The sequence below is a fragment of the Saccharopolyspora rosea genome (assembly GCF_025643595.1).
Taxonomy (GTDB): domain Bacteria; phylum Actinomycetota; class Actinomycetes; order Mycobacteriales; family Pseudonocardiaceae; genus Saccharopolyspora; species Saccharopolyspora rosea.
This window is the reverse complement of the sequence record NZ_CP102826.1, coordinates 2,880,366-2,905,635: the sequence shown is the minus strand read 5'-3', so window position 1 is coordinate 2,905,635 and position 25,270 is coordinate 2,880,366. Positions and strand designations below refer to the sequence as shown.

Sequence of the window (25,270 nt, the reverse complement as noted above, 5' to 3'; positions counted from 1 at the left end):
CTCCACTGTAGACATATCCAGGGGGATACCGTGCATCTTCTGTTCACCAGCGTTCCCGCCCACGGCCACGTCAACCCGACCCTGCCGCTGGTGCGCGAACTCGTCCGACGCGGGCACCGCGTCAGCTACGCCGTCCACGAGGAGTTCCGCTCCGTCGTCGAGCCGACCGGTGCGACCGTGCTGCCGGTGCCCGGCGAGATGCCGAAAACGCCGATGAGGTTCGAACCCGAGTCGATGCGACGGCGCATGACGGAATTCGAGCGGATGATCCGGGACGGCCTCGCCGAACTGGACCGGGTGCTGCGGCACGACCCGCCGGACGCGCTGTGCTACGACGCCATGACGCTGTCCGCGCGCATCGCGGTGCGCCGGTTCGGGGTGCCGGGTGTCGCGCTGTTCCCGAGCTACGCCTCCCACGAGGGGTTCTCGCTGCGGGAGGAGCTCATGTCCTCCGGTTCGGGTTTCCCGCCGGAGTTCCGGCGCGTGCTGGAGGCGATGTGGGAGCAGACCGCGGATCTGGCCGCGGAGGCGGGCGTGGAGCGGTTCGACCCGATGTCCACCCCGCCGGACGAGCTCAACATCGTGTTCATCCCGCGGGAGTTCCAGTTCGCCGGGGACACCTTCGACGAGCGCTTCCACTTCGTCGGACCCTCGCTGGGCGAACGCGAGGACGCCGGCGACTGGCGGCCGCCCGCTGACGGGCGCCTGCTGTTCGTGTCGCTGGGCACCGCGTTCAACTACCGGCCCGAGTTCTTCCGGATGTGCCTGGACGCCTTCGGCGACACCGACTGGCACGTCGCGATGGCCGTGGGCAAGCACATCGACGTGGACGGGCTCGGCGCGGTCCCGGCGAACGTCGAGATCCGGCCGTTCTTCCCGCAGCCCGCGGTGCTCCGGCACGCCGACGTGTTCCTGTCGCACACCGGCATGAACTCCACCATGGAGTCGCTGTCGCTGGGCGTGCCGCTGGTCGCGGTGCCGCAACAGCCGGAGCAGGCGGCCAACGCGCGGCAGGTGGACGGCCTGGGCCTCGGCCGCCACCTCGATCCGGCCAGCCTGTCCCCGGACCTGCTGCGCAAGACCGTGGAGGAGGTCCACGCCGATCCCCACATCCGCGCCAACGTCGCGCGGATGAGCGCCACCCTCCGCGCCGCCGACGCCCCTGCCCGCGCCGCCGACGCGATCGAGGCGCACCTGGCCTGACCGGAGCGCGGCCCGCACGGCTCGGCAGCTGCCGGTCCAGGTCCGGAAGCCGGGCCGTGCGGGGCGGGCGCGGGTCCGGTCCCCGCGCGTCACGGCCGGTGCGTGTCGGCCGGTTCCGCGCTGGTCCGCGGCGGTGCCGGTGCGGTGTGCACGTACTTGCCGCCGCGCAGCCAGGAGGCGACGGCGGCGACGAGGCAGGCCGCCACGGCGAAGCCGAAGGCGACCGCGAGTCCCTGGGAGAACGGGCCGGACACCAGGGACGGGAAGAACGACCGGCCGGTCAGGTAGGCGGCGTGGTCCGGCGGCAGGTGGGCGAGGACGCCGGGGCCGACGAGCGATTCGATCGGGTTGTACCCGAGCAGCGAGGCGAACAGCACCGCCACCGGCGGCAGCCCGGCGACCCGCGTGGCCGCGTCCACCGGAACGCCCTGGGCGAGCAGGCCACCGGCCATCGCCTGCGGCAGCGACCGGGCCAGGCCGGTGATCATCAGGCTGAAGAACACACCGATGGACAGCACCATCGACGCGTTCTGGAAGGTCGTGGTCATGCCCGCGCCCACGCCGCGCCGGTGCGGCGGCAGGCTGTTCATGATGCCCGCGCGGTTCGGCGAGGCGAACAGTCCCATGCCGATGCCGTTGAGCAGCAGCACCCCGGCGAAGGCCGGGTAGGAGAAGTCCACCGGCAGCATCGCGAGCAGCACGAAGCTCGCGGCGGCCACGACCATGCCGCCGGTGGCGAACGGCCGCGCGCCGAAGCGGTCGGACAACCAGCCGGACACCGGCCCGGCGACGAGGAAGCCCAGCGTCATCGGCAGCATGTAGATGCCCGCCCACAGCGGGGTGGACTCGAAGGTGAAGCCGTGCCGGGGCAACCAGATGCCCTGCAACCAGATGATGAGCAGGAACATCAGGCCGCCGCGTCCCATGCCGGCCAGCAGGTTGGCGAGGTTGCCCGCCCAGAAGGCGCGGATGCCCAACAGCGACAGCTCGAACATCGGCTCGGCGACCCGGGTCTCCACCACGCAGAACACCGCCAGCACCAGCACTCCGAAGCCCAGCGTCGCCAGCACCCACGGGTTCGTCCAGCCCATCGGGTGGCCGGCGTAGGGCTGGATGCCGTAGGTGATGCCCACCAGCACCGCGACCAGTCCGACGGCGAAGGTGATGTTGCCCCACCAGTCCGGTCCGGCGTGCTCGGTGGTGCCGATGTCGCGCAGCTTGCGGTAGGCCCAGAACGTGCCGAACACCCCGACCGGCACCGACACCAGGAACACCAGGTGCCATTCCAGCGGTGCCAGCAGCCCGCCGATGACCAGGCCCAGGAACGACCCGGCGATCCCGGCGACCTGGTTGAGCCCCAGCGCCAGACCGCGCTGGTGCACCGGGAAGGCGTCGGTGAGGATCGCGCTGGAGTTCGCCATCAGCATCGCGCCGCCGACGCCCTGCAGCACCCGCATCGCGATCAGCCACAGCGCGCCCGCCGTGCCGTGCATCCAGGTCACCGACAGCAGCACGGAGAATGCGGTGAACACCGCGAATCCCGCGTTGTACATGCGCACCCGGCCGACCATGTCGCCCAGGCGCCCGAAGGTCACCACCAGGACGGCCGTGACGACCAGGTAGCTCAGGATCAACCACAGCAGCAGTCCCGTGTTGCCCGGGTCGAGCGGGTTGATCCGGATCCCGCGGAAGATGTCGGGCAGCGCGATGATCAGGATCGACATGTTGATCGTCACCATCAGCACGCCCAGGGTGGTGTTCGACAGCGCGATCCACTTGTAGCGCCCGCTCGGTGACCCCACAGCCATCACTTCCCCGCGCCACCCGAGGTCATTACTACGCGCAGCTAACGGTAGACCCGGTAGTTGCCCGGTACAACCGATTGCGGGCGACCGGCGCCGGTGGTCGGCGTCGGCTCCGGACGCGCCCGCGGCGAACACCCGTTCACGAGTGGTGCGGCCTTCCGCCGGGTAACTCGTGTGACAGCAAGGCAACCCGGGAGTCGAAGATGGCGATCCGAGTCGAACCCGTCAGCGATGAGGACCTGTCCACCCGGTCCACCGTGCAACTGGTCGGCGAGCTGGGCGAACGGCTGGGCCGCCTGGCGAGCGCCGAGATCCGGCTGGCGAAGCTGGAGCTGCGGGACAAGGGCAGGCAGGCGGGCGTCGGCGGCGCCCTGTTCGGAGCGGCCGCGGTGCTCGGATTCCTGGGCGGCGCCACGCTGGTGGCCACCGTCGTGCTCGCGCTCGCGCTGGTGCTCCCGGCGTGGCTGGCGGCGCTGATCGTCGCGGTGGTGCTGCTGGCGGTCGCCGGCCTGGCGGCGCTCGTGGGGCGGTCCCGGGTGCGTCGCATGGGCTCACCGGTACCGGAACGAGCGCTGCGGGCCCTCCGGGAGGATCTCGACGACCTGCGGCAGGCGGTCCGGCGATGAACGCGCAGCAGGCCCGGCACGGCCGCGAGTCACCCGCGCGGCTGGACGCGGAGCGGGAACTGGCGCGCGAGGACACCAAGCGCGTGCTGGCCGAGCTCGGGCACCGCGCCGACCTCCCGCGCCGGTCCCGGCAGGCCGTCCGGCGCGGCACCGACCGGTGCCGCCACGGCCTCGCTCGCACCGCCTCGCAGGTCCGGCGACTGGGCACCCGACCGGCGGCGCTGAGCGCGGTCGGCGTCGTCGCGCTCGCCGCGGTGTGCGCCTACCTGGCCACCCGCCACCGCTCGCACCGCTGCTGATCAGGCGCGTGCGGCGGCGTCGGCGAGCCGCGGCACGAACGCGTCGACCAGGTACGGGATGGACAGCACGCCCGGTTCGCGCAGCGCCACCCACGGCTCGCCGGTGCAGGGCACGTAGGAACCGCGGCGCACCACGCCCAGGTTCCGGAAGACCGGCGAGGACTCCAGCCCCGATTGCAGCGCGGGCGAGGAGTAGGAGGTCACCAGCAGGTCGGTGTCGACCACGCCGAGGCCCTCCATCCCGAGCTGCGCGGAGAACCCGGACCCGGGCAGCCGGGCGACGCCGGGGTCCAGGCGCACGCCCAGTTCGCCGAGCGTGCGCACCGAGACGTCCCGCGGCGAGCGCACCACGCCGAGCGTTCCCGGACCGTGCGCGAGGGTGACGGCGACGCGCTTGCCGACCAGCTGCGGGTGCGCGGCCGCGGTGTCCCGCAGCCGCTGCTCGGTCCGCTGGACGAGTTCTTCGGCCGCACCCGGCCGTCCGAGGATCCGGCCGACCTGCCGCGTGGTGGTCTGCCACTGGTCCTCGTCCGGCGCGGTGTCGAACGCCGTGGTGGGCGCGATGCGCGACAGCCGGTCGTACTCGCGGTCGACGTAGAAGTCGCTGCCCGCCAGGATCAGGTCCGGGTGCAGCGCGGCGATCGCCTCGACGGAGTACCCGTCGTCGCCGGGGCGCAGCGTTTCCGGGTGCCAGCCCGGACGGCGTTGCCAGGACGGCAGCTGGTCGGACAGCGGCAGCCCCACCCCGACCGGACGCACCCCCAGCGCCAGCGCGGCGTCCAGATCGGCCGGGCCGAGGGTGACCACCCGCAGCGGTGCGCGATCCAGTCGCGTCACGCCGAGGTGGTGGGTCACCGCGGTGTGGAAGTCGCCGTCGGGCGCGGGAGCGCCGGTCCGCCCCGCGCACCCGGAGGCCAGCGCGAGCACGAGCAGGAAAGCGGACCAGCGCATCCGAACCCCCAGGCGTTGATCAACGGGCGTCAGCAGGCTATCCACCCGCACGACCGCGGATCAACGCCCACCCCTCCAAACAGTCCACAGTGGATCCATTGCGCCGCCCTCGGAACGAATCGGTCCTCAGAGCCTGTCTTCGAACCTGCTCCCGGAAGGGGCGTGGCAAGCGGCGCCAGCCGCTTTCTCTTTCGGTGCGCGGTCTCGCAACCGGCACCGCCACCCAAAACGAGTTCAAAGCTCACGCCCGTTCGGCGTGCAGGTGCCACACCGGGGCGCGCACCCGGCCGCGTTCGTCGACCTCCAGCGCGTCGACGCGGTCGGCGATCTCCGGTTGCAGCCGGGCGAATTCCTCGCGGCTGAAGATGGTCGTGTAGTGGGTGCGCGCGAGGTCGAGGATCTTCCAGTGCCCGCCGAGGTTGTTGCGCAGGTCCTGCTCGTCGACCGGCCCCGGCGTGGGGGCCGCGCCCAACTCGTCCGCGCGGAAGCAGAACAGGTGCAGCTGCGCGCCCGGCTTGGTGACCCGGTGCAGCGCGGCCGCGTAGGCAGCTCGCTGCGCCGCGCCCAGGCAGTGGTAGAGCGCGCTGTCGAGCACCGTGCTGAACCGCTGGTCGAGCCCGTCCAGGCGGGTCACGTCGTCGACGACGAACTCGACGGACAGGCCCTTGTCGGCGGCGCGCCGCTCGGCCTCGCGGATCGCGGTGGGCGAGCCGTCCACGCCCACCACCCGGTGGCCCCGCGCGGCGAGCAGCAGGGCGTTGTCCCCCAGGCCGCAGCCGGCGTCGAGCACCTCGTCGCGGACCTCGCCCTGCTCCACCAGGCGCACGATCTCCGGCTGGGCCTCGCCGATGTCCCAGGGAACCCGTTCGAAGGTCAGCTGCGACCCGGCCATCGGCGGTTCACCGCGGTAGAAGGCGTCGAAGTCGATGTCCTCAGGAGCGAATGCGGGACCGTTCTGCGCCATGTGCCCTCTCCTCGACCGAAATTCAACTGACAGTGAAATCTTGGTCCCACCGCCGGAGCTCTGTCAATCGCCCGAGTCGCGCTCCAGCTCGACGATCTCGCCGGTGCCCCGGGAGACGTCGACCTCGATGCGCCCCTGGGAGCTGTCGCGCACCTCGACCTCCCAGGACGGGGCGCCCCGGGCGTGGTCGGGTTCGACGTTGATCACCTGGCCGCCGAACCGGTCGGTGGCGATCCGGCCCGCCTGCTCCGGCCCCACTTCCGGCCGCTGCCCGGCTGAACCGCCGGACAGCCCGGGCCGAGGCTCCGGGATCGCCGGACCGCGCCCACCGGAACTCGGCGCACCCGAGCCGTTCCCGCAACCGGTGAGCACGGCACCCGCCAGCACCGCACCGGCGATCACGATCCACTTCGACCGCACGGCATTTCTCCTTCCCGCACGTGGAACTCGGTCGAACCCAGTCTGGGACCGGCCCATGGGACGGAGATGAAGATCGGATGAACGCGTCCTCATCCACGATCATCCACAGTGGACGTCAAGCGACGCGGTGGTCGGCCAGCAACTCCTCGGCCGCGGTCCTCGTCCGGTCGTCGAGGCACCCCGGCGCGAGCCCGAACCGCTCGTCGTAGGCCGCCAGCACGGCGTGCTCGACGACGTCGAGGGACAGCCCCGCCGCCTCGTCGCGGATCGCCCCGACCGACGCGGTGTCGAACGGGCGCTCCAGGTGGTGGTACACCTCGGCGAGCAGCGGCCGCAGCACCTCGGCGTCGTCGAAGATCGCCACCGCGCTGAACAACCACGCGCCGCGGATCACCCGCTGCGCCGTGCCGACGAGCTTCACGGTGCCGCGCGCGTTGACGCTGTAGGCACCCGGGCAGTACTCCCCCGGCACCGCCCCGACCCGCGCGTCCACACCCAGCCCGCGCAGCACCTCCGCCCACAGCTCGCCGTACTCGCGGAATCGCTCGTCCATTCCGGACAGCCGTCCCGGATCCGGGCTGACGTGGTCGACCACCAGGGACCGCTCGGTGTAGGCCACGGCCAGCCCGCCGGGCGCCCGCAGGACCGGCGTGAACCCGGCGTCCCGCGCGGCGCCGGCCGCGGCGGCGAAGCCGGGCCGCAGCGCGTCGCGCCGCCCGAACGCCACCACGCGCCCGCGCGGCCGGTACACCCGCACCGCCGCCCCCGACTCGCCCTTGCCGACCCGCCGGACCATCGCGTTCGCCGCGGCCACGTCCAACGCCGGATCTCCGCCCAGCGCCTCCCGAAACAGTTGCACGGGGCGACCCTACCGAGCCCACGAGGTCGTCAACCAGAGGTTGACGGATCGGCTGCGTCAACCTAACGTTGACGCCATGACCGATCCGACGCGAGTCCGCCTCGACGACCTCATCGAGGCGATCAAGAAGTCCCACCCCGACGTGCTGCGACAGCTGTCCGACGCGGTGCTGGCCGCCGAACACCTCGGCGAGGTGGCCGACCACCTCATCGGCCACTTCGTGGACCAGGCCCGCCGCTCCGGAGCCTCCTGGACCGACATCGGCCGGAGCATGGGCGTCACCAAGCAGGCCGCCCAGAAGCGGTTCCTGCCCAAGGAGCTCAACCCCGAGGAGGGCTTCCACCGGTTCACCCCGCGCGCCAGGAACGTTGTCGTGGCCGCGCAGGGCGAGGCGCGGGCGGCGCGCAACGACCACATCGGAGCGGAGCACCTCGTGCTGGGGCTGCTCCGCGAACCGGAGGGCCTCGCGGCCCGCGCCCTCGCGGCCCGGGGCGTGACGCCGGAGGCGGTCCGGGAGGCCGCGACCGCCGCCCTGCCCCCGGCCGCCGACGAGGTCGGCGAGCTCATCCCGTTCGACAACCGCGCGAAGAAGGCGCTGGAACTGACCTTCCGCGAGGCCCTGCGCCTCGGGCACAACTACATCGGCACCGAGCACATCCTGCTCGCCCTGCTGGAACTGGAGGACGGCGACGGCGTGCTCTCCGGACTCGGCATCGACAAGGCCTCCGCCGAATCGGAGATCACCGCGGCCCTGGCCGCGGTGCTCGCCGAACGCGACCAGCAGTGACCACAGTGGACGCGGGTCCGCCGGTTCCGAGCGGAACCGGCGGACTACCGCGGGAAGTCGGGCCGACGTGCTTCCCGGACCGGCAGGTCGAGCTCGCTGAGCAGTTCGCAGGAGCGCCGCCGGTCGGCGTGGCCGTGGACCAGGGTCCGCACCATGAGTGCCTGTCTTGGAACTTGGCCCTGGCGGGGCGTGGCAAGCGGCGCCCCTTCCGGAATCAGGTTCAAAGACAGGCGCTCAGCGGCGATCCGGGCCACCAGCACCGCCGGAGCGGCACTGGCCACCCCGGACATGCCGTGGTGCTCGGGCACCCAGTACCGGTGGAAGCCAAGCTCGTCGGCCAGCCGCGCGAGATCGAGGGTGTTGTGCAGGGCCTGGCGGGCCGTGGCGCCCTGCACGATGGGCGAAGTGTCCAATACGGACAGGCGCACCCGGTCCGACATGCTCCGGCTCCTCCCGACGACCCACCGCTGCGGTTCAACGCACCTGCGTGACGCGCCACAGGCGACTCGGCAGCTCGCCCTCCTCGAAGGCGAGAACCTCCTCCAGGGTCCAGTCCGCCGCCAGGTCGTCGACCAGCGGCCGGTCGAAGAAGTGCACCGCGAACCCGCCGGTTTCGTAGATGTCGTCGCCGTGGGCGGTGCCGACGCCGTAGTGGGCGTCGCCGGTGTGCCGCACCGTGTAGACGAACACGCCGCCCGGGACGAGCACGCGGCGGATCTCGGCGACGAGGGCGTGCAGCTGCGCGGTGGTCAGCGCCATGCACAGCAGCATGTGGGCGTAGACGGCGTCGGCGCTGCCGTCGGCCAGCGGTAGCGGGTCGCGCACGTCGTGCGCGAGCGCGGTCACGTCCAGGCCCTCGGCGGCGGCGTGCCGCCGGAGCTGGTCGAGGCCCTCGGCGCTGAAGTCCAGGGCGGTCACGGCGAATCCCCGCCGGGCGAAGAACAGGGAGTCGCGGCCGTGCCCGGCGCCCAGGTCGACCACGCGGGCCCCGGCGGGGAAGCGCGACGCGGCGTAGCGGGCCGGGTCCGACGGCCCCGTCCCGTACATGTCCGGGTGGTCGCGGTAGGTGCGCTGCCAGTGGCCGCGCTGCTCGGCCGCGAGGTCCGCGGTGCGGTCCGTCATGCTCGTCTCCTGCCCGGGGTGGCGCCGATCACCGAGAGTACACATACCCCCGAATTAGTTATACAGTTACAACCGTTCGTATGAGCAACGACCTGTTCGGGGGTTCCGTTGTGCCGGGTACCGAAGTCCGCCGCAAGTGGTTGGTGCTGGCGATCTGCTGCATGAGCCTGTTCATCGTCGGGCTCGACAACACGATCGTGAACCTCGCCCTCCCGTCGATCCAGCGGGAGCTGCACGCGCCGATGTCCGGGCTCCAGTGGACCATCGACGCCTACACGCTGGTGCTCGCGAGCCTGCTCATGCTCGCCGGGTCGACCGCCGACCGGCTCGGGCGGCGGCGGGTGTTCCAGACCGGACTGGTGCTGTTCGGCCTCGGCTCGCTGCTGTGCGGGTTGGCGCCGAACACGGGGGCGCTGATCGCCTTCCGGATGGTGCAGGCCATCGGCGGGTCGATGCTCAACCCGGTCGCGATGTCGATCATCACCAACACCTTCACCGACGCCCGGGAGCGGGCGCGGGCGATCGGCATCTGGGGCGGCGTCGTCGGCCTGAGCATGGCGCTCGGCCCGGTGGTCGGCGGCGCGCTGGTGGACGCGGCCGGATGGCGGTCGATCTTCTTCATCAACGTCCCCATCGGGGCGGCCGCCGTGGTGCTCACCGCGCTGTTCGTGCCCGAGTCCCGGGCGCCCCGAGCCCGCCGCGTCGACCCCGTCGGCCAGGTGCTGATGATGCTGCTGCTCGGCTGCCTGACGTTCGGGATCATCGAGGGCCCGGCGGCCGGGTGGGGGTCGCCGCGCATCGTGACCTGCTTCCTGGTCGCCGCCGCCGCACTGGTCGGGTTGGTCGGCTACGAACGGCGGCGGGAGGAGCCGCTGCTGGACCCGCGGTTCTTCGCCAGCGCGCCGTTCTCCGGGGCGACGGTGATCGCGGTGTGCGGTTTCGCCGCGCTCTCCGGGTTCCTGTTCCTGAACTCGCTGTACCTGCAGGAGGTCCGGCAGCTGTCCCCGCTGGACGCCGGGCTGCTCACGCTCCCGATGGCGCTGATGACCGCGGTGTGCGCACCGCTGTCGGGCCGCATCGTCGGCGGGCGCGGCGCGCGGCTGCCGCTGCTGACCGCCGGTGCGGGACTCGTCGCCAGCGGGGCGCTGCTCAGCGGGATCACCGCGAGCACGCCGGTGGTCCTGCTGCTGGTCGGTTACCTCGTCTTCGGCGCCGGGTTCGGGATGCTCAACGCGCCGATCACCAACACCGCGGTGTCCGGGATGCCGCGCACGCAGGCCGGGGTCGCCGCGGCGGTGGCCTCGACCAGCAGGCAGGTCGGCGCCTCGCTCGGCGTGGCGGTCATCGGCTCGGCGGTCACCGCGCACATCGCTGGGCCGCTGGTGATCGGGTTCGCCCCGGCCGCCCGGATCGGCTGGTGGATCATCGCCGGGTGCGGACTGGCCGTGCTCTGCCTGGGCGCGCTGACCACCGGCCGCTGGGCCCGGGGCACGGCGGAACGGGTCGCCGCGCAGTTCGACGACGAGAAGCTCCCGGTGGGTGCGTCATGACCGAGGAACCGCGGGCCCGGATCTGGCGGCGGATGCGCTCCCTGGTGCTCGACGAGCACGACCGCCGCAAGCAGGTGTGCCGGGAGCTGGGGATGAGCTTCATCCGCGTCAAGGCGCTGCGCCGGGTCGCGCGGCAGACGATGACGATGGGTGAGCTCACCGAGGCGCTGATGACCGACCGGCCCTACACCACGGTCGTCGTCGGCGACCTCGAACGCCGGGGGCTCGTCGAGCGGACCTCGGAACCGCACGACCGGCGCTGCAAGAAGGTCACCGCCACCGCCGCCGGCCTGGCGGCCGCGCGCGAAGCGGAGCGCATCCTCAACGAGCCGCCCGCGCCGCTGCGGGAACTGGGCGCCGACGACCTCGCCGAGCTCGACCGGATCCTCACCGCCCTGTCGGCCGACCCGGACTGAGCGCGCGCCCTCGACGACGCCCACCGGCGGTCAGCGCGGGCTCGTGTCCCGGATCGCCCGGGCGAGGTCGACGAGCACCGCGGTGACGTGATCGCGCTGATCGGCCGGGAAGCACCCGAGGGCGGCCGACTGCAGGGCGCGCAGCCGCTCGCGGGTGTTGCGCAGCACCTCGCGGCCGTGCGGGGTCAGTTCGACCTGGACCGTGCGCTCGTCGCCGGCGCGGCGGGCGCGCACCACGATCTCCGCTCGTTCCAGGGTTTTCAGGGTCCGCGTGACGGTCGGCTGGGCCAGCCCGGCGTGGCAGGCCAGCTCCCCGACCGACATCGGGCCGCGCGCGAGCGGTTCGAGCAGCGCCGCCTGCGACTCGGTCACGGTCGCGTCGTCCTCGGTCCTGCCCCGGTTGCGGCGCATCGCCGCGTACACCGCGTTGCACGCGGCCGCGAACCGCTCCACCTCGTCGGCGGTCGGCGCACCGGTCGTCGGTCGGTCATCGGGCACGGCGGAAGTCTAACCAAAAACATAGCTTGCTATTGGATAGCTTGCTATTCTCATGCCGTCGACGAGCGGGAGGAACGCGCATGGACGGCAAGATCGCGCTGGAAGAGCACTTCGGAGCGACCGACCCGGACATCGTCGAGCAGTCGCGGGAGCACTTCACGCCCGCGACCTGGGCCGCGCACCGGGCCATGCTGCTCGACATCCACGACCAGCGGCTGCGGACGATGGACGAGTGCGGCATCGAGATCGCGGTGCTGTCGCTGCTGTCCCCGGGCATCCAGTCCCTCCCCCGTCGCGAGCAGGCGGTGGACTGGGCGCGGCGGCTCAACGACTTCGCCGCCGAGCAGGTCGCGCGCCGCCCGGACCGGTTCGCCGCGTTCGCGGCGCTGCCGTTGCAGGACCCCGACGCGGCCGCCGCGGAACTGCGCCGCGCGGTCGGCGAACTCGGCATGCGGGGCGCGCTGGTCAACGGCTTCTCCGAACTCGACGAGGACGGGACGATCGGCTACCTGGACGAGCCGCGGTACCGGTCGTTCTGGCGGACCGTCGCCGACCTCGACGTCCCGGTCTACCTGCACCCGCGCGATCCGCTGCCGCGACATGCGCGCGCCTACGACGGGCACCCGTGGTTGCTCGGCTCGGCGTGGGCGTTCTCGGTGGAGACCGGCACGCACGCGCTGCGGCTGATGGGCAGCGGGCTGTTCGACGAGCTGCCGGGGCTGCGCGTCATCCTCGGGCACCTCGGCGAGCTGCTGCCGTTCAACGTCTGGCGCACCGACCACCGGATCACCGTCTCGCCCCGGGGCATCCCGGCGCAGCGACCGTTCGCCGAATACCTGCGCACGAACTTCTACCTGACCACCAGCGGCAACTTCCGCACCCCGGCGCTGCTCAACGCGCTCGTCGAGGTCGGCGCGGACCGGCTGCTGTTCTCCGCCGACCACCCCTTCGAACGGATGCAGGACGCCGCGGAGTGGTTCGACCGCGTGGAGATCAACGAGACCGATCGCCGCAAGATCGGGCGGGACAACGCAGCCGGGTTGCTCCGCCTGGGCTGATGAGAGCCTGTCTTTGAACTCGTTTTGGGTGGCGGTGCCGGTGGCGGAACCTCAGCGGCCCGCCCGTCACCCGACCACCACCCCCCAACGAGGCGCTGACGCGCCACAGCCACACCGACTCCGGGAGCCCCTCCTGATGTATGTCCAATACACGGCGTCGGGGCTGTCCTCGCGAGACGCCCGCCCGTCGCCCGACCACCACCCCCCAAGGAGGCGCTGACGCGCCCCTGTGCCCATCGGAGAACCCGCGGCGGTGCCAGTGGCGAGACCACTCACCGAAAGAGAAAGCGGCTCACGCCGCTTGCCACGACCCTTCCGGGACCAAGTTCAAAGACAGGCACTCAGCGGCCGTCTCGGCTCCGGGAGCCCCGACATCATGTAGCCCCGAGCGCTCAGACGAGTTCGCCCGCGGCGAGGAAGATCTCGGCGCAGCGGTCGACGAGTTCGGATTCGGTGACGTCGAGCGTGCCCGCCAGCCAGGACGCGAGGGTCTGGGCGAGGCCGCCGACGAGGAAGTCGGCCAGCAGGTCGGCCTCCCCGTTCTCGCCGACGCCGTACAGCTCGCGGGCCTGGGCCCGCAGCAGGCGGACGAACATCCGCGTGGCGGCCACCCTGCGGTCGGCCAGGACCGCGCTGTTGAGCGCCGGGGAGAACAGCAACCGTCCCCGGCGCGGGTCCTCGGCGACGGCGCGCACGATCGCGGTCAGCCCGGCCCGCGCCTTCTCCCGCGCGCCCTCGACCTGCTCGACGGCCGCGAGCGCGGCGTCGGCGATCTCGGCCACGACCCGGTCGAACACCGCCACCGCGAGCGCGTCCCGGTCGCTGAAGCTCTCGTAGAAGTACCGCGTGACCAGGCCCGCCCGCGCGCACACCCCGCGCACCGTGAGCACCGGGTCGGGAGCGCCCAGCAGGTCCAGGCCCGCCTCGACGAGTTGGGCCCGCCGCTCGGAACGCCGGTCCTCGCCGGTGACCCCGCCGTAGACGCGCATGCTCGCCATGGCCCCATCTTGACATCCCGGCGCGAACCGCGTTCCCTATCTGATAACGATCGTGTCCAGATGGGCGCGGAGGCGGCGCGATGACTCGGTCCGCGGATCCTCTCGACGAGGTCGTGATCGGCGCCGCGTTGCTGGCCGGCGGGGCGAACGTGATCATGCAGCTGGGCGTGCCGGGGGTGGGCCACGGCGTGCTGGAGAGCCGGGTCGACAGCGGCAACCTGTTCCACCACCCGGCGAAGCGGACCCGGACCACCATCACCTACCTCGCGGTCGCGACCATGGGCACCGAGGACGACCGGCGGCGGTACCGCCGCGCCGTCAACCGGGTGCACGCCCACGTGCACTCCGACGAGTCGAGCGCGGTGGCCTACAACGCCTTCGACCCCGAGCTCCAGCTGTGGGTGGCCGCGTGCCTGTTCAAGGGGTTCGAGGACGCCTACACCGCGATGCGGGGGCGGCCGATCCCCCGCGAGCGGCGGGCCGCGCTCTACGCCGCCGCCGCGCCGCTGGGCACCACGCTCCAGGTGCGACCGGAGATGTGGCCACCGGACCTCGCCGCCTTCGACGACTACTGGCGGACCGGGCTCGCCCGGGCCCGCATCGACGAGCCGGTGCGCCGGATGCTGGTGGACATCGCCGAACTCCGGTTCCTGCCCGCCGTGCTGCGGGTGCCCTTCCGGCGGCTGCACCTGTTGCTGACCACCGGTTTCCTGCCGCCGGAGTTCCGCGCCCGGATGGGCCTGCGCTGGAGTGACCGCGACCAGCGCCGCTTCGACCGGCTGACCGCCGCGATCGGCGCCGTGGCGCTGCGCCTTCCCGGCCCGCTGCGCCGGTTCCCGTTCAACGTCCTGCTGCACGACCTGCGCCGCCGCATCCGAACCGGCCGCCCGCTGGTGTGAGCGCCTGTCTTCGAACTCGTCCTGGCTGCGGGCCACTGTGACCACCGGAGAACCCGCGGCGGTGCCAGCTGCGAGACCACTCGTCGGAGGAGAAAGCGGCTGGCGCCGCTTGCCACGCCCCTTCCGGGAGCAGACAGGCCCTGAGCCGCGGTCAGACAGCAGAGTCCGGCCCGGCGCTGAACTTCCGCTGAACACCCGGATTTCCGGCGTTGACCCGCAACCGATCTTGCCCTAACTTGTCCGACAACTCGGGCGAAGGGTTTCTCGGATCATGATGCGAACGACCGTCCCCACCGGACTGCTCGCCGTCGCGCTCACCGCGCTCGGCACCGTGCCCGCCTCGGCCGCGCCCACCGCACCGGACGTGCGGTTGCTCGGCGAGACGACGCTGCCGCACGCGATGCCCTTCGACGGCACCACGGTCGGCGGGCTCTCCGGCCTCGACTACGATCCGCGCACCCGCCGGTGGGTGCTGATCAGCGACGACCGGTCCGAACGACAACCGGCCCGGTTCTACACCGCCGACATCCCGGTGTCCGCGCACGGCGTCGGCCCGGTGCGGCTGACCGGAACCGGCCCGCTGCTGCGGCCCGGCGGTTCGCCCTACCCGCCGCGCACCCTCGACCCGGAGGACGTCCGCTGGGACCCGCGAACCGGACGGGTCTGGTGGACCAGCGAGGGCAGCCGCCAGCAGCCCTGCTACGACGCGTCGGTCCGCGTCGCGGAACCGGACGGGCGGTTCGACCGGGAACTCCCGCTGCCGCCGAACCTGCGGATCACGCCGGACTCCGGGGTCAAGGACAACGAGTCGCTGGAAGGGCTCACGTTCACCGCGGGCGGCTCGCTGGTGGCGAGCTCCGTGGAGGGCCCGCTGCTGCAGGACGGCGAGTCGCCCACCGCCGATCACGGCGCGCTGTCCCGCATCACCGTGCAGACCCGGTCCGGCGAGGTCGTCTCGCAGGTCGCGTACCCGTTGGACGCGGTGTTCGCCCGCTCGCCCAGCGGAGGCTTCTCCGACAACGGGATCTCGGCGCTGCTCGCCGACGGCCAGGACCCGTCGCGCTACCTGGTCATGGAGCGGTCCTTCGTGACGGGGGTGGGCAACTCGATCCGCATCTACCAGGTGGACACCCGCGGCGCCACCGACGTCCGCGGGGTGCGTTCGCTGCTCGGCGCCGACGTCCGGCCGGTCCGCAAGCGGCTGCTGGTCGACCTCGCCGCCGAGCACCTGAGCACGGTCGACAACGTCGAGGGCATGACCTGGGGCCCGCGCCTGCCGGACGGCAGCCGAACCCTGGTGCTGGTCAGCGATGACAACTTCTCCCCCGCCCAGACCACCCAGCTGATCGCGCTGGCGGTCCGCTGACGCGTCCCGCAGCGCCCAGCACGCGCACTTCCCGACCTCCGAGCCGAAGCGCACGATGGAGGCAGGAACACGTGCCGCGGAGGACGACGATGCGCGAAGGTGTCGGTCCGGCGCCCGACCGGTTCGGCCGGTGGCTGCGGGACCTGCGGATCTCGGTGACGGACCGCTGCAACTTCCGCTGCCGCTACTGCATGCCGCGGGAGGTCTTCGGCGCCGACCACGAGTTCCTGGACCGGGCGGAGCTGCTGACCTTCGAGGAGATCACCCGCCTGGTCCGGGTGTTCGCCCGGCTGGGCGTGCGCAAGGTGCGGCTCACCGGCGGCGAACCGCTGCTGCGCCGGCAGATCGAGCACCTGGTCGGGATGGTCGCCGGGGTCGACGGGATCGAGGACGTCGCGCTGACCACGAACGGCTCGCTGCTGGCGGCGAAGGCCGCGGCGCTGCGCGACGCGGGCCTGTCCCGGGTGACGGTCAGCCTCGACTCGCTGGACCCCGACCGGTTCGCGCGCATCAGCGACACCGCGGTCCCGCTGTCGCGGGTGCTGGCGGGCATCGAGGCGGCGCAGCGCGCGGGCCTGGCCCCGGTCAAGATCAACGCGGTGGTCAAGCGCGGCATGAACGACGCCGACGACGTCCTGGAGCTGGCCGACTTCGGCCGCAGGCGGGGTCTGGTGGTGCGCTTCATCGAGTACATGGACGTGGGCACCACCAACGGCTGGCGGATGACCGACGTGGTCCCCGCCCGCGAGATCGTCGACCGGGTGCACGCGCGGTGGCCGGTGGAGCCGGTGGACCCGCACTACTCCGGCGAGGTGGCCGAGCGCTACCGCTACCGGGACGGGGGCGGCGAGTTCGGCGTCATCGCCTCGGTGACCCAGCCGTTCTGCCGCACCTGCACCCGCGCCCGGCTGTCCGCCCAGGGCGAGCTGTTCACCTGCCTGTTCGCCTCCCGCGGCCACGACCTGCGGGCGCTGCTGCGCGGCGGCGCCGACGACGCGCGGCTGGAGGAGGGCGTGCGCGCCCTGTGGCGGCGGCGCACCGACCGCTACTCCGAGCTGCGCACGTCCGAGACCGGGGACCTGCCCAAGGTCGAGATGTCCTACATCGGCGGGTGACCGGGCTCCAGCGCGACGACCGCGTCACCACGCAGGGTCACCGTGCCGTCGGCGAGCACCACCTCCAGATCGAGGTGTGCGCGGCGTTCGCCGTCGACCTCGTGCACGGCGGCGACCCGGCCGCGGCAGGTGGGCCGGGCGTGCACCGGGGTGATCGCGGTGAACCGGACCCGGAAGGAGCGCAGCGCCGACTGCGGGGCCCACCCGGTGAGCAGCCGCCCGAGGTAGGCCATGGACAGCATGCCGTGCGCGAAGACGTCGTCGAAGCCCGCGCCGCGGGCGTGGTCGACGTCGATGTGGATCGGGTTGTGGTCCCCGGAGGCGCCCGCGAACAGCGCCAGCGCGGCGCGGCTGACGGGTGGCAGTTCCAGCGGTGGCAGTTCCTCACCGACGACCGCGTTCACCACGGCACCTCCGGGGTCCGACGTCACTCCTCGCCGATCATCCGCCGGTGCACGACCGGCGCGTAGAACCACAGCCCGATGCCCAGCAGCACCACGGCGATGCCGATGACCGCGAAGTACACCCCGGAGGTCTCGGCGGTGTAGAGCTTGGAGAACTGCGCGATCAGCCCCTGCCCGGCCGCGTCGGCGGCGTAGTTGAGCCCGACCACCTGGGCGGCGAACGCGGCGGGTGCCAGCTGCGTGGTCGCCGACAGGCTCACCGGGTTGACGAACAGCTCGCCGACCGCGATGACCGCCAGGCTCAGCAGCGGCCAGACCGGGTTCACCAGCGCGGTCGGCCCGTTCAGGTACCAGGGCACGAACAGCACCGCGAACCCGAGTCCGGTCAGGACCAGCCCGATGGAGAACTTCTGCGGCGTGTTCGGCTGGCGGCGCAGCTTGGTCCACAGGATCGCGACGAACGGCGCGACGATCAGCATGATGACCGGGTTGATCGTCTGGGCCAGCGTCGGGTCGATGTGGAAGCCCCAGGCGTCGAGCGCGGTCTGCTGGTCGGCGTACTGGGCCATGACGCCGGACTGCTGCTCCTCGACGAACCAGAAGATCACCATGGCCACGAACAGCGGGATGAACGCCACCACGCGCCCCCGCTCCTGGCTGGTGATCTTGCGGCTGCGCAGCATCACGATGAAGTAGCAGAGCGGCACCGCCAGCGACAGCACGCTGATCGCGTTCACCACGAGGTCCGCGCTGAAGTTGCCGGTCACCGACAGGCCCGCGATCGCCAGCAGCACCACGACGAGCCCCGCGGCGATCGAGCCGAACACGCGCAGGCGGTGCTCGGGTTCGATCGGGTTGGGCACCCGGGTTCCGGCGTCGGCCAGGGTCGAGCGGGCCCGCAGCATGTACTGCACCAGGCCGATCGCCATGCCGATCGCGGCGGCGCCGAAGCCGAGGTGGAACCGGTTGCCGGTGGCGCTGGCCTGGTCGGGGCTGGTCAGCAGGTCACCGACGACGATCGGCGACAGGAACGCGCCGATCTGCACGCCCATGACGAACAGCGTGAACCCGGCGTCGCGCCGGTTGTCGCCCTCCTCGTAGAGGTCGCCGACGTTCTTGGTGATGTTCGGCTTGAGCAGCCCGGTGCCGAGCACCAGCAGGATCATCGAGGTGAACAGCGCGGCGCGGTCACCGCCGGGGATCGCCAGCGCGATGTGCGCGCACATGATCAGCACGCAGCCCCACGCGATGGAGCGGCGGGTGCCGATCAGGCGGTCCGCGATCCAGCCGCCGAGGATGCTCGACATGTACAGGGAGGCGCCGTAGACGGCGACGAGGCTTTTGGCCAGCGTCTGATCCATCCCCAGACCGCCGTGGGCGGCCTCGTAGTACATGTAGTAGAGGAGGATCGCCTTCATCCCGTAGTAGGAAAAGCGCTCCCACATCTCCGTGAAGAACAGCGTCGACAACCCCACGGGGTGGCCGAAGAAGCGACGCTGCTCCGACGGTGTTTCCGCCGTCACGTTACCCGTCACGCCCACTCACCCTTTCTGATCGGAGGCACCGTACAGGCGTCCCCGGATCGAGTGAACCCCGAGTCGACGATCACGCAACGATGCCACCCGGAAAGCATGCGACATGACGAATCCTTGCGCGCGAGCAGGGTTCACCACCGAGCGGACGAAACATCCGGAGTGGACATACTTCTCGGATCGCCCGAAATTCCGTCAGGGAACGCGATCACGCGCCGAGCGCGCGGAGAAAGGCGACGCTGGCACGGACGTCGGCGGCCGGTCCCGTTCCTCCGGGGGCGGCGGCGAGGATCGCGTCCTGCTCCAGGACGTACCAGCCCCGGTAACCGCGCGACTCCAGGACGTCGACGATCGCGGCGATGTCGATGTCGCCCTCGCCCAGCGGGCGGTACATGCCGTCGCGGACGGCGGCGGTGTAGGCGGTCCGCCCCGCGCGCACCTGGTCGGCGAGCGCGACGTCGACGTCCTTGAGGTGGGTGTGGGCGATGCGGTCGGGCACCTCCCGGGCCAGCGCCACCGGATCCGTACCGCCGATCAGCAGGTGGCCGGTGTCCAGGCACAGCGGCACGGTCGAACCGTCGAGCACCCGGTCCACCTCCGCGCGGTTCTCCACCATGGTGCCGACGTGCGGGTGCAGCGCGGGGCCGACACCGCGTTCCCGCGCCCGTTCGGCGATGCGGTCCAGATTGGCGAACAGCGTGCGCCAGCCCACCTCGTCGAGCTCCGGGCGGGAGTCGTAGCCGTCCAGGCCGGTGGCCGCGGCGAGCACCAGGGTGCCCGCGCCGGCGGCGACGAACCCGTCGAGCTCGCGATCGACGGCGGGCAGCGGGTCGTGGTCGGGGTCGTGCAGCACGACCGGCACGAACCCGCCGACCGCCGACAGGCCGTGCTCGCGCAGCGCGGCGGCCTTGGCCCGCGGCTCGGTCGGCAGGAACCCCTCGGGGCCGAACTCGGTGGCCACCAGCCCGATCTCGCGCATCTCGGGCAGCACCCGCTCCGGCGCGAGCTGATATCCCCACCCCGGGACCTCGCACACCCCCCAGGAGATCGGCGCCCCCGCCACCCGGTCCATGATCATGCCTGCGCTCCGTCCGTCGCCGTGCCCGGTCACGTTCCAAACCGAGAGGCCGCGATGCCACCGATTTCAGCCGCGGGCGACCGGACCTCGGTTATGGAACGTTCCAAAGACTGACCGGCGTGCAGCGCCGTGTCAACCCTCAGTGCCTCTCCGACGAGCACAGCGCCGCGTCAGCGCCTCGTTGGAGGTGGTGGTGGCCACTGAGGTTCCGCTACCGGCACCGCCACGCACGACGAGTTCGAAGACAGGCTCTCAACTCAACGATCGGCGGGCGGGTGCCCGGTCGACCGGCGGACCGCCAGTCGCGGCGAGATCAGGTCGCGGACGCCCGGCGCGCCACCCTCGGCCAGGCGGGCGAGCAGCCGTCGCGCGGCCAGCTCGCCGATCTCCGGATTGCGCGGGTCCACCGAGGTCAGCGACAGGTGGCTGGTCCCGGCCAGCGGGGTGTTGTCGTATCCGACGACCGAGAGCCGGGCGGGCACGTCGACGCCCAGGTCGGCGGCGGCCGACACCGCGCCCAGGCAGGCCATGTCGTTGACCGCCACGATCGCCGTCGGCGGGTCGTCGCAGCCGAGCAGGCGACGCGTTGCGGCGTAGCCGGTCTGCTCGTCGTTCTCGCACCGCTCCACGCGGACGTGCTCGGCCAGCCCCAGGGCGCGCATGGCCGTCTCGTAGCCCTCGCGCCTGGCCTGGAACACCCCGGCGGCACCGCCGCCGATGTGCGCGATCCGCCGGTGCCCCAGGCCGACGAGGTGCTCCACCGCCAACCGCATGCCGTGCACGTCGTCGTTGACCACGCTGTCCACAGTGGGCAGTTCGTAACCGTGCGAACTGGCGACCACGGCGGGAACCGAGCCCATCGCGTCGGCCAGCACCGGGTCGAACGGCAGGCTGCCCACCACGCACAGCGCCTCGACCCGCAGGTCCAGGAACGCCTCGACGACCGTCTGGTCCAGCCGGTGCTCCAGTTCCCCGGCGCCGATGAGCACGCGCATCCCGTCGCCGTGCAGCACGCGCCGGAACGACTCCAGGATGTCGACGTACCACGGGTTGCGCAGATCCGAAACGATCACACCGACGGTGCGGGTGCGCCCCTCGACCAGGCTGCGCGCCACCGAGTTCGGCCGGTAGCCCAGCGCCCGCGCCGCGTCCAGCACCGCCTTGCGCCGTGCCGGGCTGACCTGTGCGGAACTCCGCATCACCAACGACACCAACGACTTCGACACCCCGGCGCGCTCGGCCACGTCCCGGATGGTCGGCCGCCGCCCGTCCTTCCCGCTCACCGGACACCTCTCCGCGGTCGCGGTCCCGGCCGGACCGCTGCTCTTGGAATGTTCCAACCCTACCTGCCGCCGGCGCGGTGCGACCGGTGAGGAGCGGGTGGGACGGGAGTGCTCGATGTTCCCAGGTGTTGAAACGATGTTGACCGTGCGTGGGGGCGCTGCCACGATCTGCCGCATGAGTCGCGCACTCTCGCTGGTGGTGCGGCTGCACGTCGACCTGCGCCACCAAGCCAGCGCCCTGTGTCCCCGCTCCTGAGGGTCCTCCGACACCGCCTCGAAGGCTGAGCCGTTCCGGCCCCTCGCGGCGGATCCACGTTCGCCGGCGTCCGTTCGCCGGATTCCAAGCCGACCGCGCGCGCCCGCGCCGCGGTTCGTCCGTCCTGTTCGGACAGTCCATCTCCACGAGATGTTCCCAGTTCCCCGAGATGTTCGGAGTGCACATGAACGCGCGTTCGCCCTGGTGGCGAAGAGGTCTGACAGTGGGTGGCGCCGTCGTCTTGGCGGTCGGCGCGGTGACGCTGCCGCCGGGTGGCTCGCAGGCGCTCGCCGACGTGGCGGTGTTCACCGATCACACCAAGGGCACCGACGGCAAGGACTACTCCGTCACCAACCACGTGGTGACCAAGTACGCCGACGCGTCGGCGGGCAAGCGCAAGGAGTGGCTGCTGGTGTGGGCCGGCGACGAGAACGTCGCCGACACCGCCGTCAAGGACGTCAAGCACCTGCCCGGATCGCTGCGCGATCCGGTCGGCAAGGCCCGCAACGCCTTGCCGGGGCCGGACTTCCTGGCCGTCATCGACGTGACCAAGGGATCACCGGAGTACGGCAAGGTGGTCAACACCGCGACGGTCGGCCCGCTGGTGGAGAACGAGCCGCACCACATGCAGTACTCCTGGCGCAAGGGCGACACGATCTACGCGGGCGGCCTGTTCGGCGCCACCACCTACGCCTTCGACGTCAAGGCGCTGCCCACGGTCAAGCTCAAGGGCGTGTCCCTGCCGACGCAGACGCTCGGCGGATCGGTGCCGGACGCGTACTGGACGCTCAAGGACGGCACCAGCTACGGGACCTACATGGGCGGACCGGTGGCACCCGGGCCGTACCGGTACGACGACGGGTCCGTCCACATCGGAAACGGGTTCGCCGGCAGCCCCGGCGAGGTCGTGCACTTCGACCAGAACGGCAAGGTGCTGTCCCAGTCGCCCGCCGCGATCCCGCAGGGCGACAACCCGAAGCTGTGCGACGACCTGCCCACGCTGGACAAGCCGACCTGCGCCAACCCGCACGGCATCCAGGCCCGCGAGGACCTGAACACGATGGTGACCAGCGACTACGTCGAGCCGCGCAACATCATCCTGGACCCGGTCAAGCAGCCCTCGCCGTACCTGCGGCGGCCGACCGTGCGGACCTGGGACATCTCCGACCGCAACCACCCGCGGGTCCGGGCGGTGTCCTACCTGCCGGACGGGCCGCGCGCCGACCCGAAGGACCCGCTGCACCAGGAGAGCCGCGCGGTCATGGAGACCACGGTGACCAACCGGCCGGAACACCGGGGCGCCTTCGCGCAGAGCATGCAGGGCGGCGCGATCTTCTACACCCCGGACATCACCTCGCCCACCCCGCACTGGCGCGAGGTCTTCGACGACGGGACCGCCAACAAGGCGTTCAACCCGAGCAACGACAGCAACGGCGCGGGTACCAACGGCGGGTGGATCCAGACCAGCCCGGACGACCACTACCTCTACCACGCGGTGATCGGCCGTCCGAAGGGCACGCTGGGTCCCGATGATCCGGGCACCTCCGGCGGGGTGTACACATTGGACATCTCCCGGTTGCTGGCCTCCGGTGACCAGCCGCAGTGCGAGATCGACACGGTGGCCAAGGCGCAGCACGGCGGCGGGGCGGACTGCCCGGCGCTGGCCGGCACCGCGGCGATCAACCCCGACCAGCCCGGCCAGGGACCGCACTGGGGCACCGCCGACCACTTCCGGCTCGGTCCGGACGGCTTCTACCACGACACCGACCAGCCCACCCGCGTGGCGGTGTCGAACTACTTCGTGGCCCGCTCCGGTCTCGACGGCGACCACCGGGTCAACCTCGTCGACGTCGCCCCGAACGGCAGCCTGCGGGTCGACCAGGACTTCCGCGACGAGGTGACCGGGCAGGTCGGCGTCGACTTCAACCGGAAGTCCTGGCCGCACGGGCCGTTCGGCAACGCCAAGCCGCACTCGGAACTGTTCGTGATCGCCGACGAGGACCTGAAGTAGATGGACATGAGCGGCATGGACATGGGCGCGCACCAGTCCGGTGTGGACGGTCACGTGCTCGCGGTGGTCCTGCGGCTGCTCCTGCTGGTCGGCAGCGCGGTGGCGGGCGGAACGGGCCTGCTGCGCCCCGCGCTGGCCGTCCGCCCCGGCCGCCGGGCGGTGGCCGGGGCCGCCGCGGGGGCGGTCGTCGCGGCCGCGGCCGGAGTGGCGTCGTTGGTCGCGCTGCCGGTCGTCGTGCCGGTGGCGGTGGCGCAGATCGCGCTCGTGCTGGCCCTGCCCGCGGTGCTCGCCCGCCCGGTTCCCGCCGCCGGGATCGGCGCGGCGCTGGGCCTGCTGGTGCTGGTGGAGACGCTGGCCGGGGACTTCGCGGCCGACGGCGTCGTCGCGGTGCTCACCGACGTGGTGTTCGTGGCCGCCGCGCTGGTCGGCATCGGGGTCACCGTGCTCGCCGCCGGGCGACCGCGGTGGCGCGACGGCGTGCGGCCGGGGCGCATCACCGCGCTCGCCGGGGCCGTGCTGGCGCTGACCGGCGTGGTGCGGTTGTCGGAGTCCGGGATCGGCCTGGACCGCCGGATCTACTCCAGCGCGGTGGGGCTGCTGCTGGTGGCCGCGGTGGTCCTGCCCGTGGTCGCCGCGGTCGTCGTCGGGCTGCGGCGGGCCGTCGCGGTGGTCGCCACCGCCGGGACGGTGCTGGCGCTGAGCGCGTGGACCGCGGCGGGAGCGTTGCCGCAACCACCGGCCCCGCCGACGCCGGGAGTCCCGCTGCTGTCGAGCGTCCCGGTCGGCGAGGCCGCCGTGCCGGTGCTGGTCACACCGCAGCGACCGGGCCGCAACCTGGTGCACTTCCCGCCTGGTGCGGGCGCGGACCTCGCGGTGGCGACGGGCGACGGACCGCTGGTGCGCGCCGTGCCCCGCCCCGGCGCCGAGGGCACCTGGGCCGAGGTCGATCTCCCGGCCGGGCGCGGCGAGCTGATGATCCACAGTGGACGCGGTCATGGGACCCTGCAGGTCGACGCCGGGGACGGGCCGGGAATCCCGGCGGCGTCCGGCGCCGACGGACCGGAGTGCGCCGGAGCCGCGCTCGGCGGCCTGGTCGCCGGGCGGCACGACGTGCTCACCCGCTGCCCCGCCGACGGGCTGGAGGACGCCGACGCCGACGCGCTCCGCCGCCTGGTGGGAGTGCTCGCGAGCCGGTCGGTGCCGGGGATCGCCGTCGCGGCGGACGGATCGCCGCGCTCCCGGCAGGCCGCCGAGGTGGTCCGCCGGGCCGCCGCCGACGCCCACCTGCCGGTGCGCGACTCGCCGGAGAACGCCCTGGTGGTCGTCTCCGGGTGGGCGGACGCGGCACCACGGCTGCACGCGCTGTCCGAACGGCAGGCGTCGCTGCCGACCTACGCCCAGGGCGTGTACCTGGCGCCGTGGCTGCTGCACGCCCCGGTGGTGAACGAAGCGCTGACCTCGTTCCTGCCGCTGCGGTTCAACCCGCGCGACGCGCAGTCGTTGGAGTACTCCGTGGCGTTGGAGAACGGCTTCGGCGGGGAGAACCCGTCCGCGTCCGGCTTCCGCGACTGGCTGCGGGCCCGCCGGGACCGGCCCGCCGACGCCGTGACGCTCTACGCCTCGGCCCAGGTCAGCGCGATGCCGATGGAGATCCGTTCACCCGACATGGCGGACATGTCGATGGGCGGCGACTACCCGGGCCAGTGGGTCCCGGGCGGCACGATCGTCCCGGTCTCCGGGACGCTCCACTGAGGACAGATCCACACCGGA

General features: G+C 72.3%; 25 protein-coding genes. 12 read left to right on the top strand and 13 right to left on the bottom strand.

The genetic code is table 11. The features are described 5' to 3' along the window. Window positions 1-30 precede the first annotated feature (30 nt). Entirely contained in the window at window positions 31-1,203 is a 1,173-nt protein-coding gene (locus NV263_RS13520; RefSeq protein ID WP_263253488.1) for a macrolide family glycosyltransferase, read from the top strand. 89 nt (window positions 1,204-1,292) lie between these two features. On the opposite strand, the gene NV263_RS13515 is transcribed toward NV263_RS13520, so the two are convergent. Then, window positions 1,293-3,011: an MFS transporter gene (locus NV263_RS13515; RefSeq protein WP_263253486.1), complete on the bottom strand. Its 1,719-nt coding sequence runs from the start codon at window positions 3,009-3,011 to the stop codon at window positions 1,293-1,295. Window positions 3,012-3,211: 200 nt separating this feature from the next. On the opposite strand from NV263_RS13515, the gene NV263_RS13510 reads away from it, so the two are divergent. After that, on the top strand, window positions 3,212-3,634 hold the full coding sequence (locus tag NV263_RS13510; RefSeq protein ID WP_263253484.1) for a phage holin family protein: 423 nt from the start codon (window positions 3,212-3,214) through the stop codon (window positions 3,632-3,634). Then, window positions 3,631-3,933: a hypothetical protein gene (locus NV263_RS13505; RefSeq protein WP_263253482.1), complete on the top strand. Its 303-nt coding sequence runs from the start codon at window positions 3,631-3,633 to the stop codon at window positions 3,931-3,933. Before NV263_RS13510 ends, NV263_RS13505 begins: the two co-directional genes overlap by 4 nt. Here the strand turns inward: NV263_RS13505 and NV263_RS13500 are convergent, their stop codons facing one another. The 4 genes from NV263_RS13500 to NV263_RS13485 form a co-directional block, all read right to left on the bottom strand. Beyond that, window positions 3,934-4,884 carry an iron-siderophore ABC transporter substrate-binding protein gene (locus NV263_RS13500; protein WP_263253481.1) on the bottom strand — a complete coding sequence of 317 codons (951 nt, stop codon included), beginning with the start codon at window positions 4,882-4,884 and terminating at the stop codon, window positions 3,934-3,936. 241 nt (window positions 4,885-5,125) lie between these two features. Then, complete coding sequence (locus NV263_RS13495; protein WP_263253479.1) at window positions 5,126-5,848, bottom strand: class I SAM-dependent methyltransferase; 723 nt, start codon at window positions 5,846-5,848, stop codon at window positions 5,126-5,128. 63 nt (window positions 5,849-5,911) lie between these two features. After that, window positions 5,912-6,268 carry a PepSY domain-containing protein gene (locus tag NV263_RS13490; RefSeq protein ID WP_263253477.1) on the bottom strand — a complete coding sequence of 119 codons (357 nt, stop codon included), beginning with the start codon at window positions 6,266-6,268 and terminating at the stop codon, window positions 5,912-5,914. 115 nt (window positions 6,269-6,383) lie between these two features. Next, a complete protein-coding gene (locus tag NV263_RS13485) occupies window positions 6,384-7,127 on the bottom strand; it encodes a lipoate--protein ligase family protein (protein ID WP_263253475.1) in 744 nt (247 codons plus the stop codon). Window positions 7,128-7,203: 76 nt separating this feature from the next. Here NV263_RS13485 and NV263_RS13480 point away from each other — a divergent pair, with 76 nt between their 5' ends. Next, window positions 7,204-7,914: a Clp protease N-terminal domain-containing protein gene (locus NV263_RS13480; protein WP_263253474.1), complete on the top strand. Its 711-nt coding sequence runs from the start codon at window positions 7,204-7,206 to the stop codon at window positions 7,912-7,914. Window positions 7,915-7,958: 44 nt separating this feature from the next. Here NV263_RS13480 and NV263_RS13475 read toward each other — a convergent pair whose 3' ends face one another. Then, complete coding sequence (locus NV263_RS13475) at window positions 7,959-8,354, bottom strand: LLM class flavin-dependent oxidoreductase (RefSeq protein WP_263253473.1); 396 nt, start codon at window positions 8,352-8,354, stop codon at window positions 7,959-7,961. A 34-nt stretch (window positions 8,355-8,388) separates the two neighbouring features. Then, window positions 8,389-9,036, bottom strand: a complete 648-nt coding sequence (locus NV263_RS13470) for a class I SAM-dependent methyltransferase (RefSeq protein ID WP_263253472.1) — start codon at window positions 9,034-9,036, stop codon at window positions 8,389-8,391. A gap of 80 nt (window positions 9,037-9,116) precedes the next feature. Here NV263_RS13470 and NV263_RS13465 point away from each other — a divergent pair, with 80 nt between their 5' ends. After that, window positions 9,117-10,586, top strand: a complete 1,470-nt coding sequence (locus NV263_RS13465) for a DHA2 family efflux MFS transporter permease subunit (RefSeq protein WP_263253470.1) — start codon at window positions 9,117-9,119, stop codon at window positions 10,584-10,586. After that, complete coding sequence (locus NV263_RS13460) at window positions 10,583-11,002, top strand: MarR family winged helix-turn-helix transcriptional regulator (protein WP_263253469.1); 420 nt, start codon at window positions 10,583-10,585, stop codon at window positions 11,000-11,002. The genes NV263_RS13465 and NV263_RS13460 overlap by 4 nt, the downstream gene beginning before the upstream one ends. Before the next feature lie 30 nt (window positions 11,003-11,032). On the opposite strand, the gene NV263_RS13455 is transcribed toward NV263_RS13460, so the two are convergent. Continuing rightward, on the bottom strand, window positions 11,033-11,500 hold the full coding sequence (locus NV263_RS13455) for a MarR family winged helix-turn-helix transcriptional regulator (protein WP_263253467.1): 468 nt from the start codon (window positions 11,498-11,500) through the stop codon (window positions 11,033-11,035). Between the two features lie 80 nt (window positions 11,501-11,580). Here NV263_RS13455 and NV263_RS13450 point away from each other — a divergent pair, with 80 nt between their 5' ends. After that, window positions 11,581-12,558, top strand: a complete 978-nt coding sequence (locus NV263_RS13450) for an amidohydrolase family protein (RefSeq protein WP_263253466.1) — start codon at window positions 11,581-11,583, stop codon at window positions 12,556-12,558. A gap of 392 nt (window positions 12,559-12,950) precedes the next feature. On the opposite strand, the gene NV263_RS13445 is transcribed toward NV263_RS13450, so the two are convergent. Then, window positions 12,951-13,556 (bottom strand): TetR/AcrR family transcriptional regulator, encoded by a 606-nt coding sequence (locus NV263_RS13445; RefSeq protein WP_263253465.1) that lies wholly within the window; start codon window positions 13,554-13,556, stop codon window positions 12,951-12,953. An 80-nt stretch (window positions 13,557-13,636) separates the two neighbouring features. Between NV263_RS13445 and NV263_RS13440 the strand changes: the two genes are divergently transcribed. The 3 genes from NV263_RS13440 (at window position 13,637) to moaA (ending at window position 16,936) form a co-directional block, all read left to right on the top strand. Then, a complete protein-coding gene (locus tag NV263_RS13440) occupies window positions 13,637-14,455 on the top strand; it encodes an oxygenase MpaB family protein (protein ID WP_263253464.1) in 819 nt (272 codons plus the stop codon). A gap of 271 nt (window positions 14,456-14,726) precedes the next feature. Further along, window positions 14,727-15,821, top strand: a complete 1,095-nt coding sequence (locus NV263_RS13435; RefSeq protein ID WP_317630424.1) for an esterase-like activity of phytase family protein — start codon at window positions 14,727-14,729, stop codon at window positions 15,819-15,821. A gap of 89 nt (window positions 15,822-15,910) precedes the next feature. Next, window positions 15,911-16,936, top strand: a complete 1,026-nt coding sequence (gene moaA / locus NV263_RS13430; protein ID WP_263253463.1) for a GTP 3',8-cyclase MoaA — start codon at window positions 15,911-15,913, stop codon at window positions 16,934-16,936. Here the strand turns inward: moaA and NV263_RS13425 are convergent. From NV263_RS13425 to NV263_RS13410, 4 genes are all read right to left on the bottom strand, one after another. Continuing rightward, the gene (locus tag NV263_RS13425; RefSeq protein ID WP_263253461.1) at window positions 16,921-17,340 is read right to left on the bottom strand and encodes a MaoC/PaaZ C-terminal domain-containing protein; all 420 of its coding nucleotides are present in this window, start codon (window positions 17,338-17,340) and stop codon (window positions 16,921-16,923) included. The two genes, moaA and NV263_RS13425, sit on opposite strands and share 16 nt — an antisense overlap. Before the next feature lie 23 nt (window positions 17,341-17,363). Then, window positions 17,364-18,875, bottom strand: coding sequence for a peptide MFS transporter (locus NV263_RS13420; RefSeq protein WP_263253460.1), 1,512 nt, complete (start codon window positions 18,873-18,875; stop codon window positions 17,364-17,366). A gap of 205 nt (window positions 18,876-19,080) precedes the next feature. After that, complete coding sequence (locus tag NV263_RS13415; protein WP_263253459.1) at window positions 19,081-19,950, bottom strand: sugar phosphate isomerase/epimerase family protein; 870 nt, start codon at window positions 19,948-19,950, stop codon at window positions 19,081-19,083. Between the two features lie 257 nt (window positions 19,951-20,207). Continuing rightward, a complete protein-coding gene (locus NV263_RS13410) occupies window positions 20,208-21,233 on the bottom strand; it encodes a LacI family DNA-binding transcriptional regulator (RefSeq protein ID WP_263253458.1) in 1,026 nt (341 codons plus the stop codon). 440 nt (window positions 21,234-21,673) lie between these two features. Between NV263_RS13410 and NV263_RS13405 the strand changes: the two genes are divergently transcribed. Then, the gene (locus tag NV263_RS13405) at window positions 21,674-23,500 is read left to right on the top strand and encodes a selenium-binding family protein (protein ID WP_263253456.1); all 1,827 of its coding nucleotides are present in this window, start codon (window positions 21,674-21,676) and stop codon (window positions 23,498-23,500) included. Window positions 23,501-23,506: 6 nt separating this feature from the next. Beyond that, the gene (locus NV263_RS13400; protein WP_263253454.1) at window positions 23,507-25,252 is read left to right on the top strand and encodes a hypothetical protein; all 1,746 of its coding nucleotides are present in this window, start codon (window positions 23,507-23,509) and stop codon (window positions 25,250-25,252) included. Window positions 25,253-25,270: the final 18 nt, after the last annotated feature.

Coding starts and splice junctions, on each gene's coding strand:
- NV263_RS13515 (WP_263253486.1), bottom strand. CDS start 3,011: ATGGCTGTGGGGTCACCGAGCGGGCGCTACAAGTGGATCGCGCTGTCG.
- NV263_RS13510 (WP_263253484.1), top strand. CDS start 3,212: ATGGCGATCCGAGTCGAACCCGTCAGCGATGAGGACCTGTCCACCCGG.
- NV263_RS13505 (WP_263253482.1), top strand. CDS start 3,631: ATGAACGCGCAGCAGGCCCGGCACGGCCGCGAGTCACCCGCGCGGCTG.
- NV263_RS13500 (WP_263253481.1), bottom strand. CDS start 4,884: ATGCGCTGGTCCGCTTTCCTGCTCGTGCTCGCGCTGGCCTCCGGGTGC.
- NV263_RS13495 (WP_263253479.1), bottom strand. CDS start 5,848: ATGGCGCAGAACGGTCCCGCATTCGCTCCTGAGGACATCGACTTCGAC.
- NV263_RS13480 (WP_263253474.1), top strand. CDS start 7,204: ATGACCGATCCGACGCGAGTCCGCCTCGACGACCTCATCGAGGCGATC.
- NV263_RS13475 (WP_263253473.1), bottom strand. CDS start 8,354: ATGTCGGACCGGGTGCGCCTGTCCGTATTGGACACTTCGCCCATCGTG.
- NV263_RS13470 (WP_263253472.1), bottom strand. CDS start 9,036: ATGACGGACCGCACCGCGGACCTCGCGGCCGAGCAGCGCGGCCACTGG.
- NV263_RS13465 (WP_263253470.1), top strand. CDS start 9,117: ATGAGCAACGACCTGTTCGGGGGTTCCGTTGTGCCGGGTACCGAAGTC.
- NV263_RS13460 (WP_263253469.1), top strand. CDS start 10,583: ATGACCGAGGAACCGCGGGCCCGGATCTGGCGGCGGATGCGCTCCCTG.
- NV263_RS13450 (WP_263253466.1), top strand. CDS start 11,581: ATGGACGGCAAGATCGCGCTGGAAGAGCACTTCGGAGCGACCGACCCG.
- NV263_RS13445 (WP_263253465.1), bottom strand. CDS start 13,556: ATGGCGAGCATGCGCGTCTACGGCGGGGTCACCGGCGAGGACCGGCGT.
- NV263_RS13440 (WP_263253464.1), top strand. CDS start 13,637: ATGACTCGGTCCGCGGATCCTCTCGACGAGGTCGTGATCGGCGCCGCG.
- NV263_RS13435 (WP_317630424.1), top strand. CDS start 14,727: ATGATGCGAACGACCGTCCCCACCGGACTGCTCGCCGTCGCGCTCACC.
- moaA (WP_263253463.1), top strand. CDS start 15,911: ATGCGCGAAGGTGTCGGTCCGGCGCCCGACCGGTTCGGCCGGTGGCTG.
- NV263_RS13415 (WP_263253459.1), bottom strand. CDS start 19,950: ATGATCATGGACCGGGTGGCGGGGGCGCCGATCTCCTGGGGGGTGTGC.
- NV263_RS13405 (WP_263253456.1), top strand. CDS start 21,674: ATGAACGCGCGTTCGCCCTGGTGGCGAAGAGGTCTGACAGTGGGTGGC.
- NV263_RS13400 (WP_263253454.1), top strand. CDS start 23,507: ATGAGCGGCATGGACATGGGCGCGCACCAGTCCGGTGTGGACGGTCAC.